Origin of the sequence: Gryllotalpicola daejeonensis, from assembly GCF_039538145.1 — a bacterium.
GTDB lineage: Bacteria > Actinomycetota > Actinomycetes > Actinomycetales > Microbacteriaceae > Gryllotalpicola > Gryllotalpicola daejeonensis.
Genome location: NZ_BAABBV010000002.1, coordinates 565299 through 577831 on the forward strand (window position 1 = coordinate 565299; position 12533 = coordinate 577831).

A 12533-nucleotide genomic window follows, 5' to 3' on the forward strand; every position below is an offset into this window, starting at 1 on the left:
ACCGCCGGGCAGATTGGCCAAGTTGTCCAGATTTGTCCAAGTTGCCCGATTTGCGTGGCGGTGAATGTGCCCGGCTCGCGCGCGCAGAGCACGCAGAGCACTGAGTACTGGCGCTGGGCGCTGGGCGCCATGGCGTGCGCACGGAATAAGGCCAGTGCCGAACGGCCCTGGCCTTATCCGCTTCTCGCCGGCGGTCAGCGCCGCGCGCCGCCGACCGGCTCGAAACCGTCCTCGACGAACGCCCGCCGCGGGTGCGCCACGTCTTCGAGCGAGACGATGTCGCGCCCGAACAGGAACGCCGTGATCCACACCGCGAGCACGCGCACCTTGCGCTCCCACGACGGCACGACCAGCACGTGGTAGCCGCGGTGCATGATCCAGCTGAGGACGCCCGTGATGACGAGCTTCTTGTACTCGAACAGGCCGAGGCCGATGCCCAGCGTCGCCACCACCCCGAGGCTCGCGTGCCGATACTCCTTCACCGGCCGCCCGTTCAGCGCCGCCGCGATGTTGCGGGCGAGCAGGCGTCCCTGGCGCACCGCGTGCTGCGCGTTCGGCACGGTGAGCGCACCGGGAACCGGCGAGGCGAGGTCTGGCACCGCGGCGTCGTCACCGGCCGCCCAGGCATCCTCGACCACCTGATCTCGTGTGCCGACACGCAGGTCGGCGCGCACGACGATCGAGCCGCGCGCGTTCGTCGGCAGGTCGGTGTTCTTCGCGACGACGCGGGTCGCGCCGTTGCCGGCCGTCCAGACGATGGTGTGCGCGTCGATCGCCTCGCCGGTCGAGAGCACCAGGTGACCGCCCTCGGCCGACACCAGCTGAGTCGACAGATGCACCCGGGCACCGCGCTTCTCGAGATGGCGCACGACCCACTCGCCTGACGCGCGCGAGACCTCCGGAAGAATCCGATCCATCGCGTCGACCAGGTGGAACGAGACCTCGCTCGCCGAGATCTCGGGGTACCGCTTCAGCAGTGCCCGCGCGAGCGACAGCAGTTCGCCGAACAGCTCGACACCCGAGAAGCCGCCGCCGATGACGGCGACCGTGAGCAGCTTCGCGCGCTCGGGTCCCGGCGCAAGCGTCGCGGCGCGGTCGAACGCGGTGAGGATCTTGTCGCGGATCGCGGCCGCCTCCTCCACGTGCTTCAGGCCGATCGCCACCTGCTCAAGCCCGGGAATCGGGAACGTGCGGGTGACCGCGCCCGCCGTCACCACGATCTGGTCGTAGCCCAGCTCGTACGGCTGCCCGTCGCGCGGCGCGACGGTCACCGCTTTCGACGCGTGATCGATGCGGGTGACGGATGCCGTCACGATGCGCGTCCTTGTCAGGTGACGGCGCTGCGACACCGCCGCATGCCGTGCCTCGATCGACCCCGCCGCGACCTCGGGAAGGAACGGCTGATAGGTCATGTACGGGCGCGGGTCGATCACGACGACCTCGGCCTGACCCGGCCGCAGCTTCTTCTCGAGACCCCACGCGGTGTAGAAGCCCGTGTAGCCGCCGCCGACGATGACGATGCGTGTCATGTTCGTGCGCTCACTCCCAGAACTGCGCGGCGAGCCATTCGTCGAACGTGAGGCTGCCCGAGAAGTGCTCGGTGATGGCGGGGTCATGGCCCGGCGTGAGCGAGGTGTCGTCGACCTTGCCGCCGTAGTAGCCGGCGGCCTCATCAGCGACCACCGGGGTGTCGTCGCCGCGCGAGCGCAGCAGCCGGCCGCCGAGCTCGGAGAGGCGGATGGCCTCGGGCCCGGCCAACTCGACCGTGTCGTTCTTCGGCTCACGGTTCGCGACCTTGGCGAGCGCCGCCGAGACGTCGGCGGCAGCGATCGGCTGCATGAGCACGGGTGACAGCGTCGCGACGCCGTCCTCGGTGCCGCCGGCGACGAGAGCCGGGATGAATTCGAAGAACTGGGTCGCACGCACGATCGTGAACGGCACGCCGCCGCTCTTCGCGAGTTCCTCCTGCGCGACCTTCGCGCGCATGTAGCCGATGTCAGGCGTCCGATCGACGCCCACGATCGACAGCACGATGTGGTGCTTCACGCCCGCCTTCTTCGCCTCGGCGACGATGTTCCCGGTCGACTTCTGGAAGAACTCGAGCACATCGGCGTCGGCCCATGAGGGCGAGTTGGGGATGTCGTAGACGATGTCCGCCCCGGCGAACGCCTCGGCGAGACCCTCGCCCGTGACGCTGTTGATGCCGTTGCTCGGCGACGCGGCGATCACCTCGTGGCCCGCCTCGCGCAGGTTCTCGACCAGGCGGCCACCGATGAGTCCGGTTCCCCCGACGACGACGATCTTCATAGCTGTGCCTCTCGCTTCGCGGCGCTACCGCCGGGTGCGGAGCGCTCGCTAGTAGTGACCGAATGGCCCGCCTGGTTGTGACATGCCGGCCACTCCCCCGAACTTCTCGGGGTTGAGCACGGCCCACAGCTCGCCGATGAGACCGTCGCGCGCCGCGGCGACGATGACGCCGACGACCGCCCCTCGGGCTCGAATCACGAGGCCCGGCGCGCCGTTGAGCTCCTCGACGGTGACGACCACAGACACCGCGGGGTCGGCTGCGGGCTCGGCTGCCCCGAGCGCGATGCGCACGAGCTCGCCGGCGCACGCGCACCGCCCCTGCGCGCGCGAAGCGACGGCGCGCGCGCCTTCACCGCTGTCTACGGTCAGAACGACGTCGGAGTGCAGCAGACTCGCCACACCGGGGTGGTTCGCCGACCGCAGGTGGTCGGCCAACTCCAAGATCAGTGCGCCGTGATCATGGGCCGCCCTCATGCCACGTGCTGCAGCTTGTCGGGGCTCATGACCCAGAGGAGTCGCGAGATCCCGTCTTCAGAGGCCGCAATGGTCAGCGTGGTCGTGACGACGCCGTTCTCGCTGAGCGTGAGCGCCGGCTGCCCGTTCAGCTCGACCCAGCCGATCTGCTTCCCCGTCCAGAAGTGGCTCGAGAACGCGGCGATGAACTTCGCCACGCGCGCGACGCCTGCCACCGGAATCCGCGCCGCCAGCTTCACGCCGTTGCCGTCGGTGTAGCTCACGATGTCTTCCGCGAACAGCGCCTCGAGCTCGGCGGTGGCGCCTCGCCGGGCGGCGTCGAGGAACGTCTCGAGCAGGCGGCGCTGCGCGGGCGCGGGCGCCTCGACGTGCCGCTCCGACGCGATGTGCTTGCGGGCGCGGCTCACGAGCTGGCGCGCGGCCGCTGGCGAGCTGCCCACGATCTCGGCGATGTGCTCGTAGGGGTAGTCGAACGCCTCGCGCAGAACGTAGGCCGCCCGCTCGGTGGGCGTGAGCTTCTCGAGCAGCAGCAGCATCGCGAACGACAGCGCCTCGGCCTTCTCGGCGCCTAGCGACGGGTCCTCTTCGGTGTTCACCGGTTCGGGCAGCCAGGGCCCGATGTAGGTCTCGCGCCGCGAGTGCGCCGACTGCAGCGAGTTGATCGCGAGCCGCGTCGTGATCGTCGCCAGGAACGCGGCGGGCTCGTCGACCTCGGCGCGGTCGGTGCGCTGCCACCTGATCCAGGTCTCCTGCAGGATGTCCTCAGCATCGGCGACACTGCCCAGCATCCGGTAGGCGATGCCGAACAGCCGCCTGCGCACCTGCTGGAAAATCTCACTCGCCGACTGCATTGCGTCGTCACTCACGAGCTCAGCCACCTGCGCCTCCATGGTCTCGGTCACTCTGCTTCGACCAGGCAGGTCCCCGATGTGTGACAGATTCCCAGAAAAATCCGTCACACATCGGGTTTCCGTCACGCGTGCGCGGCGCCGGTCGCTTCCCGAGCGGCCTCGACGGCAGCGATCGCCTCGGCGATCACCTCGGCGACTGCCGCAGGTTGCGACACCGAGATCGCGTGCGATGCGCCCGCGATCTCACGGATGCCTCGAGCGCCGGCCCGACGCGCACCCGCCCGATGCTCCTCGACCGGAATGTTGAGGTCGGCATTGCCGAACACGCACCAGCTCGGAATCGTCTTCCACGCCGGCACCTCGGCGGCCACCGGTTCGGTCAGTGCCGCCTGCGTCACCGGCCGCTGCGTGCGCGCCATCAGCGCTGCCTGCTCGACGGGGACATCGGCCGCGAACTGCGCCCGGAACTTCGGCAGCGCGATCGACAACTCGACGGTGCCGTCGGCGAGCTCGCGTGGCTCGAGCGTGTCCGGCAGCGTGCTGCCCGGGAACTCGGTCGACAGGTCGAACGCGTTCTGCCCGTGTTCGGGCACGAAGGCGTTGACGTAGACGAGCGCGACGACGTTCTCGAGACCTGCGGCGGCCTGCGAGATCACGAGGCCGCCGTAGGAGTGCCCGACCAACACCACCGGGCGCCCGGCCGAGACGACCACGTCGCGCACGTACGCCGCGTCGCCCGACAGGCTGCGCAGCGGGTTCGCGACGGCGACTGCGTCGATGCCGCGCGCGTTCAACTCGGCGATCACGCCGTTCCAGCTCGCGGACTCGGCGAACGCCCCGTGCACGAGCAGAGCGAGAGGATGCGTGTCAGCCACGGTCACGCCTCCGTCCACAGCGCCTTGCGCAGCACGTGCCCGGCCTGCTCGACCGCGGCGGTCGTCGCGGCGCTCGCGCGCAGCGGGTTCAGCATCATGAAGTCGTGGAAGATGCCGTTGTATCCGACGCTCGTGACGCGCACGCCGGCCTGGGTCAGCTTCCGGCCGAGGGCGACGCCCTCGTCCCGCAGCACGTCGTTCTCGTCGACGATGAGGAACGTCTCGGGCAGCCCCGCGAGCTGCTCGAGCGATGCGCGCAGCGGTGATGCGGTGATCTCGCCGCGGCGTTCGACCTCGGGAAGATAGGAATCCCAGAACCACGCCATGCCCTTGGCCGTGAGGAACGGCCCGTCGGCGAAGTCGCGGTAGCTCTCGGTGTCCTGCGCGGCATCCGTCACGGGGTAGTACATCGACTGGTGCAGGAAGTGCACGTCGCCGCGCTGCTTCGCCAGCAGCGACAGCGCGATCGTCATGTTGCCGCCGACCGAGTCGCCCGCGACCGCGAGGCGGCTGGGGTCGATGCCGTGCTCGGCGCCGTGCTCACCGATCCACTTGGCGGTGGCATAGCCCTGCTCGATCGCGACCGGGTAGTGCGCCTCAGGCGAGCGGTCGTACTCGACGAACACGACCGCGGCGTTCGCGCCGACCGCCAGCTCACGCACGAGACGGTCGTGGGTGAGCGCGTTGCCGATCACCCAGCCGCCACCGTGCATGTAGAGCACGGCCGGCAGCGCCGGCGCGGCGTCGACCGGCTTCACAATGCGCACGCGCACGTCGCCGACCTCGGCGGGAACCGTGACCCACTCGTCGGCGACGTCGGGCTTGGCGATGGGCTGCGACTGCAGGTCGTCGAGCACCTTGCGGGCACCCTCGGCGCCCAACTGGTAGAGGTACGGCGGGTTGGCGGTGGCGTCGGCGAGGTCTTGCGCCACGCCTTCCAGAATCGGCTTGGTCATCTCACTACTCACTTCTGTGACTGGGGGTCGCGGTCGGCGGTCGCCGGCCGTTGTGCAAGCGATGACCGCGCGTCGGGCGCGGATGTGACAGCAGGGGCGACGGATGCCTCAGCCGAGTCGGCCCCCGCGTAGCGCCAGCGCTCGTACACCGGCACCTCCTGATGCACCTCGACGAACCGGCCGCCGGGCATCCGCACGATGCGCCCCGTCTCGAAGCCGTGCACGAGGATCTCGCGGTCTTTGCGCTGCAGCCCGAGGCAGACGCGCCGGGTCAATTCGAAAGCCGCGACCGGACCGAGCAGCACGAGCGTCTGAAAGAAATGCACCACCCCCTCGATCGAGAGCATGAAGTGGGTCGCCATGATGTCGGCGCTGCCCGCGCCCCAGAGAGCCGCATAGAAGGTGATCGCCGCGGCGCCGACGCCGGTGCGCACCGCGTTGTTGCGGGGCCGCTCGCGCAAGTGGTGCGGGGCGCGGTCGCCGGTGAGCCGCTCGGCGATGAAGGGATACACGAGCCCCGCGAGCAGGAAGACACCGGTCGCCGCGAGCGGCACGAGCAGCGCGGGTGACCAGGTGCGGCCGAGCCACTCGAACTCCCACCCCGGCGGAATAAGGCGAAGCGCGCCGTCGAGGAAGCCGGTGTACCAGTCGGGCTGGCTGCCGGCTGAGGCATCCCCCGGTGATGACGGCCCAAATACCCAGATCGGCGCGATCGTGACCAGCGCACCCATCGCGGCGATTACGCCGATCACGACAGAGAACAGGCCGCTCGCGCGCACCGCGGCGGTGGGCCAGACCGGCACGTCGTCGTTCGAGCGCCCCGGTCGCGCGAAGCGCGGCGCGGGTCGCCGGAGCCCGGCACGCGCGAGCAGCGCCACGAGCACCACGAGCGCGAGCGGTACGAGAGCCACGTGCAGCGGGTAGAGGTGCTCGATGATCTGGCCCGGAAACCCGCCGCCGAACAGCAGGTTCGCCAGTTGCGTGCCGACGAACGGGATCGACAGCGCGACGCCCTGCGCGATGCGCAACCCGGTGCCCGCCAGCAGGTCGTCGGGCAGTGCGTAGCCGCTCCAGCCGCCGGCGAGCACGGCGAGGAACAGCAGGTAGAGCAGCACCCAGCTCGCGCGGCGCGGGCGGCGGAAGGCGCCGGTGAAGAACGCGGTGAGCAGTTGCATGATGACGGATGCCGGCAGCAGCAGCGCCGCCCAGTGATGCGCCTGCCGCAGCAGCAGCCCGCCACGCACCTCGAGCGAGATGCGCATCGTCGAGGCATACGCCTTCGACACGTGCTGGCCGACCAGGGGCAGCCACGGGCCGTCGTAGACGACCTGGTCGCTCGACGGCACGTACACGAACATCAGCAGGATGCCGGTGAGGAAGAGCACCGCGAGGCTGGCGACGGTGGTGATGCCGAAGATGTCCGTCCAGTGCGGCTGGACGCGGCGTCGGCGCAGGCCCGCGCTGAAGGCCGTCGCGCGGCGCCCTGCCCGCGTCTCGGCAAATCGGGCGGAGATGCGGTCGGTGATCGAGTGCGACATGGGGCCTCCTGACTCATCAGCTACGACTGATCAGGAGGCCCGTTTGTGACGCTCAGCCCCAGAAGGCGGTGAGGCGCGCGGCGAGCGCCGCGCCCTGCGCGAAGCCCGCGCGGGCCGCCGCAGGGCGGGTCGCGAGATTCATCATGTTGCCGCCGAACGCGGCGAGGGATGCCTCGTCAGGCAGCACCGTCTCGACGGCGCTCCCTCCGGCCCGCAGCTCGTCGACCTGCGCCGAAAGCTGCATGCCCCACTCGAGCGGATGCATCGTGCGGCCGCCGAGCGGCGAGAGCACCAGCACCGTGGCGCAGCCCGCCGCGAGGTCGGCGTTCTCGTTGCGCCGGTAGCCGCCGTCGATGAAGGCTCGGTCGCCGACGCGGTAGGCCGGGGTGCTGAACCCGTTCGAGGTGCTCGCGGCGACGGCATCCGCCAGGCTCACGCCACTGTCGCGATCGAGCGCGATGCCCTCGCCGGTGACCGGGTCGACGGCCGTGATGAGCAGGCGCCGGTCGGGCCAGTCCTGGCTCGGAAGCCGGGCGGCGACGGTCGTGCGCCACTTCTGCGACCAGGTGCCGTCGCCCGCGGCATCCGCTTCGAGCGCGACCGCGCCGATCTTGCGGCGCATGTCGGCCGCATCGCCCGCCGACGCGATGACGGCGCGCATGCGGTCGAGGTGGGCGTTCTGGTCGAAGCCGCCGGGGCGGCCCGCGGGCCGCGCGTGTTGCGGAACCGGCGCCTGGGTCGCCGCGTAGAGCTCGGCGATGGGTGCGCCGGTGATCTGCGCGGCGGCGGTCGCGCCGGCCGAGGTGCCGACGATCAGGTCGGCGTCGGTGACGTCGACGCCGCCGTCGGCGAGCCCGGCGAGGACGCCGATGAGCCAGGCGTTGCCCGCGGCACCTCCGCCGCCGAGGACGAGCGCGTGCTCAGTGGGTGTGTGCGACGAGTTCGTGTTCATGGGAGTGCCTTTCGCGATGCGAGGCGGATGCTCCCGATGACGGTGTCGTCAGTGCGTGATCGTGTGCGGCGAGGGAGCACCCATTGCGGATACTGCGTTCATGGGTCTCACCTCCTGACGACGAGTCGCGATCGAGTCGACGATACCGCGCCGCGGCGGCACATCACGTCGTCCGCAATTTGTACAAATTGCGCGGCCGACAACGCGCACCTGCGACGCGCTATGCCAGCCGCGGCTTGAGCTCCTCCGCGAAGAACGTCATGAACCCGTCCGGGTCGGGGCCGCCGTTGTGCAGCACGAGGTTCTCGAACCCCGCGTCGCGGAACTGCCCGATCACCTCGAGGTGCCGCTCGACGTCGGGGCCGCACGCGAACTGCTTCAGCACGTCCTCCTCCCGCACGGTCGCCGACGCCGCCTGGAAGTTCTTCGGGTTCGGCAGCTCGCTCATCACGGGCCAGCCGGTGGCGAACCACGGCTCCTTCTCAAGCACTGCGGCCGCGGCATCCCCCGCGCTCGATGCATACGCAAGCGGAACCTCGGCGAAGCGCGGCCCGTCGCCGCCGCGACCCACGTAACCCTCGACCAGCTCGGCGCGCGGCTCGGTCGCCATCAGCCCGTCGCCCAGCTCGGCGGCGATCGAGACGGATGCCTGCCCGCCCGCCGCGACGACAATGCGCGGCAGCGTCTCGGGCAGGTCGAACACCTGGGCATCCTCGAGGCTCAAGAACTCGCCGTCGTAGCTCTGATAGCCGCCCTTCCAGAGCAGGCGGATGATCTCGAGCGCCTCGCGCAGCATGCGATGACGGATGCGTGCCGCCGGCCACCCCTCGCCGGTGATGTGCTCGTTGAGGTTCTCGCCGGCGCCGACCCCGAGCGTGAAGCGCCCGTCTGAGATCAGGGCCATGGTGGCCGCCGCCTGGGCGATGATCGCCGGGTGGTAGCGCATGGTCGGGCAGGTCACGCCGGTCATCAGTCCGATGCGCTCGGTCTGCGCGGCGATCGAGCCGAGGATCGACCACGTGAATCCGCTGTGCCCCTGGTTGTCGAGCCACGGGTGGAAGTGGTCGCTGATCTCGAGGAAGTCAAAGCCCGCCTGCTCGGCGGCGACGGCTTGGCGGATGATCTCCTTCGGGCCGAAGCCTTCGGTCGAGAGCTTGTAGCCGAACTGCATCGCGAACCTCCCTGGGCGTGGGCCGGCCTTGCCGGCATCCGTTGCTTACGAAGGCGCTGTACCCACCCGCGCCCGATCGCCCTCGATCAGGCGCCGCGCCCGCGTCGGCACCCGGCCGATCAGGAATGCCCCGAGGCCGAGCGCCACACATAGCGCCGCGGGGAACGGCGTCACGTGCGGGCCGCCGAGCCCGATCGCGAGGTTGCCCACCGGCGGCGAAAGCGCGATGCCGACGTACATGGCGGTCGAGTTCCACGACATCGTGACGGTCACGTTCTGCGGGTCGAGCTCGACGAGCTGGTGCTGCACGGGCACGCTCATGCCGGCCGCCATGAAGCCCCAGACCCCGAACACGACCGCCGTCAGAGGGTAGGAGGCGACGACGAACGGCAGCGCCGCGAGCAGCGCGATCGCCGCCCCGAGGGCGGTGACCGCGATGTGCTTGCTGCCGTAGCGGTCGGTCAACCTGCCGACGAACTGGTTCCCAACGAGGCCCGAGCAGCCGTAGATCATCAGCAGCACCGCGAGCAGCGTGCCAGAGCCGCCCGTGGCGCCGGCGGTCAGCGTCGCGCTGAAGATGAAGACGACGTTGCCCGAGACGACGACGAAGAGCGTGGTCAGAACGGTCGCCACGATCTGCCGGTCGGCCAGCGGGGCGAGACGCTGGCGGAACGGCACGGCATCCGGTGTCGGGGCGCGCCGCAGCCCGACGACGATCGACACGCCGACGATGATTCCGACTCCGGCAAGCACCCACATGGGCAGGCGCCAGGTCGCCGCGCTGCCCAGCGCAGTCCCGAACGGCGTGCCGAGCGCGCCCGACAGCGTGAAGCCCATTGCGACCAGCGCGAGCGCGCGGCCACGGCGTTCGTGAGGCACAAGGGATGTCGCGACCGCACTCGCCGTCGGCACGAGCGCCGCCCCGCCCAGCGCGGCGACGGCGCGGCCGCCGAAGAATCCGGCAGGGTCTGAGCTCAGCGACGTCACGATCGTGCCGATCGAGAACAGTGCCGCGCCGCCCGCCATGAGCGCCGCGCGCGAGGTGCGGGCGAGCGTGATCGACGCGACCGGAGCGGCGATCGCGACGATCACCGAATAGAGCGTGATCGAGTAGCTGACCGTGGACTCGGTCGACCCGAGGCTGCTCGCGATGCGCGGCAGCAGGCCCGCGATGATCGACGCGTTCGTGCCGACCATGAACATCGCGGCAGCGAGCAGCAAGAGCTTGGCGGTCGCGCCACGGTGGGCGATGGCAGCGTCGACGGGCTCGTCGGCGTGCCCCGAGATGCAAACGGATGCTCCGCCGGATTCACCTGCGGCCGTCACTGTGCCCCCTTCCGGAACCACGTGGTCGCTCACCCGGCGTCGGCGCCGGGTAACAGAATCCAATTCTAGAACTGCGTTCGCTCGAGAGTCGAGGGCGTCGTCCCCACCCAAACGCGAATCGCCGGCCCGCGCGTATGCGCGAACCGGCGACTACGACGCGTCTACGTATTACTTGGTGAAGATCGCGTCGTCGTGCAGGAAGTCGCTGATGGCGAAATCGAGCGTGAGGTCGTTGGGGTCCTTGACCGAGTAGGCGGCCTTCCAAGAAAGGCTCTGCCCAGGAAGAAGCTTGGCAGACGACAACGGGTACTCGTTGATGTCACCCTGCGGGCCCGCGACCTCAACAATGTTGGAGCCCGCGACGCCACCCGAGTTCAAATCACCGCCCGCGAAGGCCGGGTCAACCGGCTGGGTCGTGCCGTTCTTCAGCGTGATGGTGAAGATCACGTTCGCCTGGCCAGGCACCACGCCGGATGCATACTGGCTCGGCGTGTAGGCCGCGGGAGCAGAGATGGTGACCGCAAGGCCATCCGACCACTTGTAGGTCTGCCCGAACTTGGGGTTCTCCTTGGCCGCAGGCTTGGCGGCCGCCGACGGCGCCGCGCTGGCTGCCGCCCCCTTGCTGCTCGACTTGAGGCTGTGCTCGACAGCGCCCGAGCCTGCCGAGAAGATGGCCGCCCACATGATCGAGGCGATGACCGCGAGGACAAGGCCAACGCCACCAAAGATCAGACCGGTGATCGCAAGACCAGTACCACGACGCTTGATCAGCGAGAAGACGCCCAGCACAACGGCTGCAACGCCAAGGAACAGTGCGACCCATGACCAGATCGGGATGAACGCAGTGGCGAACGCGACGATACCGAGCACGAGACTGGTGATCGCGAGGCCCTTGCTTGGAGCCGAGGCGCCCTGCTGCGGGGCGTACGGCGCAACAGGCGCCTGCTGCGCGTGAGGCGGAGCGGAGGCCGCTTCCGCATACGGCGGGATCGGCGTCTGCGCGAACGCCGGAGGCGCCGGGGTCGTCGGGTCAACGGGATTGGTCATGCGTGATCGGTTCCTTTGGTGATACCAGGGGAGATGTGCGCCGCCATCGCCCGCCGATGCACCTATCGGGGACAGAACCGGCAATGACAGACGATTGTCTAGCGCTTCGTTAAATGAAGCTAAAGAACCCACAGTGATTTCATAACACCCACTGCGGGGGTGCCTCATTCGGGGATAGGCCGCCCCGAGCACTGATCAACCCGCACCAACCGAACGGTTGATTGCGCCGCGCGACTTCTGAGCTACCCTCACCGCATGGTCCGCCTCACTCCGGCAGACACCCTTCCCACCCACCGCCCGAGCACCGCCCCGGTCTGGTGGATCCTCACGCCCAGCATCGTCGTGGCCGTCGCGCTCGCCGGGGTGCACCTCGTCGTGATCCCGCTCTTCCCCGTGGTCGCGCAGTACTACTTCTCTCAACAGGCGAAGACCTTCGACGAGGAATCCGTCGCACTCTCCATCCACATCTTCTTCGGCGCCGTCGCGCTCATTGCGGGCGCCGTCAACATCGTCACGGCCGGCCGCGATCGCCGGCTGCGCAGCCACCGCGCGGTCGGCTGGGTCTATAGCGCGTCGGTCGCGACCTCGGCCGCGTTCGGCATCGTGGTCGCCTTCCACGCGTACGCCGGCACTCTGCCCGGCGGCCGCGCGATCGTGACGAGCGGATTCCTCGCCCTCGCCGCCACGTGGGTGATCACCCTGACGCTGGCGGTCGAGGCGATGGCCTTTCGCGGCGACGTGCGCGCGCACCGGTTCTGGATGACCGTCAACTTCTCGCTGACCTTCGCCGCCGTCGTCCTGCGCGCGTGGGTGGGGCTGCTGCTCGCATTCGGCAACGGCGCGTTCGAGCTGCTGTACCCGACGCTCGGCTGGGTCGGCTGGGTGCCGAATCTCATCGTCGGCATCCTGATCGCGCGGCGCCTGCGCGCCACCGGGAAGCTGCGCCCGCGGGCGAAATTCCCCGCCCCCTAGACCGTTTTGTCTACCCAGGCCGGGAAATGCCTATGAGGGTCTCCCCTGCGAGCCTTCCGAGCCG

Annotated in this window: 12 protein-coding genes; 1 reads left to right on the plus strand and 11 read right to left on the minus strand. The window is 69.6% G+C overall.

The window, feature by feature from the left end:
- Positions 1-194 precede the first annotated feature (194 nt).
- The 11 genes from ABD736_RS15525 to ABD736_RS15575 all read right to left on the minus strand — a co-directional run bounded on the left by ABD736_RS15525 (position 195) and on the right by ABD736_RS15575 (position 11497).
- A complete protein-coding gene (locus ABD736_RS15525) occupies positions 195-1529 on the minus strand; it encodes an NAD(P)/FAD-dependent oxidoreductase (protein ID WP_344792780.1) in 1335 nt (444 codons plus the stop codon).
- A 10-nt stretch (positions 1530-1539) separates the two neighbouring features.
- Entirely contained in the window at positions 1540-2307 is a 768-nt protein-coding gene (locus ABD736_RS15530) for an SDR family oxidoreductase (RefSeq protein WP_344792781.1), read from the minus strand.
- A gap of 48 nt (positions 2308-2355) precedes the next feature.
- The gene (locus tag ABD736_RS15535) at positions 2356-2781 is read right to left on the minus strand and encodes a sigma-70 family RNA polymerase sigma factor family protein (protein WP_344792782.1); all 426 of its coding nucleotides are present in this window, start codon (positions 2779-2781) and stop codon (positions 2356-2358) included.
- Positions 2778-3683, minus strand: coding sequence for an RNA polymerase sigma-70 factor (locus tag ABD736_RS15540; RefSeq protein WP_344792783.1), 906 nt, complete (start codon positions 3681-3683; stop codon positions 2778-2780). The genes ABD736_RS15535 and ABD736_RS15540 overlap by 4 nt, the downstream gene beginning before the upstream one ends.
- Positions 3684-3754: 71 nt before the next feature.
- Positions 3755-4507, minus strand: coding sequence for an alpha/beta fold hydrolase (locus ABD736_RS15545; RefSeq protein WP_344792784.1), 753 nt, complete (start codon positions 4505-4507; stop codon positions 3755-3757).
- A 2-nt stretch (positions 4508-4509) separates the two neighbouring features.
- Positions 4510-5463 carry an alpha/beta hydrolase gene (locus ABD736_RS15550; protein ID WP_344792785.1) on the minus strand — a complete coding sequence of 318 codons (954 nt, stop codon included), beginning with the start codon at positions 5461-5463 and terminating at the stop codon, positions 4510-4512.
- Positions 5464-5471: 8 nt separating this feature from the next.
- Positions 5472-7001 (minus strand): cytochrome b, encoded by a 1530-nt coding sequence (locus ABD736_RS15555; protein ID WP_344792786.1) that lies wholly within the window; start codon positions 6999-7001, stop codon positions 5472-5474.
- 52 nt (positions 7002-7053) lie between these two features.
- A complete protein-coding gene (locus ABD736_RS15560; RefSeq protein ID WP_344792788.1) occupies positions 7054-7953 on the minus strand; it encodes a patatin-like phospholipase family protein in 900 nt (299 codons plus the stop codon).
- 220 nt (positions 7954-8173) lie between these two features.
- A complete protein-coding gene (locus ABD736_RS15565; protein WP_344792789.1) occupies positions 8174-9124 on the minus strand; it encodes a TIGR03557 family F420-dependent LLM class oxidoreductase in 951 nt (316 codons plus the stop codon).
- A gap of 45 nt (positions 9125-9169) precedes the next feature.
- Positions 9170-10450, minus strand: coding sequence for an MFS transporter (locus ABD736_RS15570; RefSeq protein WP_344792790.1), 1281 nt, complete (start codon positions 10448-10450; stop codon positions 9170-9172).
- A 168-nt stretch (positions 10451-10618) separates the two neighbouring features.
- A complete protein-coding gene (locus ABD736_RS15575; protein WP_344792792.1) occupies positions 10619-11497 on the minus strand; it encodes a DUF4190 domain-containing protein in 879 nt (292 codons plus the stop codon).
- Between the two features lie 255 nt (positions 11498-11752).
- On the opposite strand from ABD736_RS15575, the gene ABD736_RS15580 reads away from it, so the two are divergent.
- Positions 11753-12469 (plus strand): DUF2306 domain-containing protein, encoded by a 717-nt coding sequence (locus ABD736_RS15580; protein ID WP_344792794.1) that lies wholly within the window; start codon positions 11753-11755, stop codon positions 12467-12469.
- The last annotated feature ends 64 nt before the right edge of the window (positions 12470-12533 follow it).

What these genes read in the sequence shown, in the direction of transcription:
- ABD736_RS15580 (WP_344792794.1), top strand. Translation starts at nt 11,753, where the DNA reads ATGGTCCGCCTCACTCCGGCAGACACCCTTCCCACCCACCGCCCGAGC.
- ABD736_RS15535 (WP_344792782.1), bottom strand. Translation starts at nt 2,781, where the DNA reads ATGAGGGCGGCCCATGATCACGGCGCACTGATCTTGGAGTTGGCCGAC.
- ABD736_RS15560 (WP_344792788.1), bottom strand. Translation starts at nt 7,953, where the DNA reads ATGAACACGAACTCGTCGCACACACCCACTGAGCACGCGCTCGTCCTC.
- ABD736_RS15565 (WP_344792789.1), bottom strand. Translation starts at nt 9,124, where the DNA reads ATGCAGTTCGGCTACAAGCTCTCGACCGAAGGCTTCGGCCCGAAGGAG.
- ABD736_RS15530 (WP_344792781.1), bottom strand. Translation starts at nt 2,307, where the DNA reads ATGAAGATCGTCGTCGTCGGGGGAACCGGACTCATCGGTGGCCGCCTG.
- ABD736_RS15550 (WP_344792785.1), bottom strand. Translation starts at nt 5,463, where the DNA reads ATGACCAAGCCGATTCTGGAAGGCGTGGCGCAAGACCTCGCCGACGCC.
- ABD736_RS15575 (WP_344792792.1), bottom strand. Translation starts at nt 11,497, where the DNA reads ATGACCAATCCCGTTGACCCGACGACCCCGGCGCCTCCGGCGTTCGCG.
- ABD736_RS15555 (WP_344792786.1), bottom strand. Translation starts at nt 7,001, where the DNA reads ATGTCGCACTCGATCACCGACCGCATCTCCGCCCGATTTGCCGAGACG.
- ABD736_RS15525 (WP_344792780.1), bottom strand. Translation starts at nt 1,529, where the DNA reads ATGACACGCATCGTCATCGTCGGCGGCGGCTACACGGGCTTCTACACC.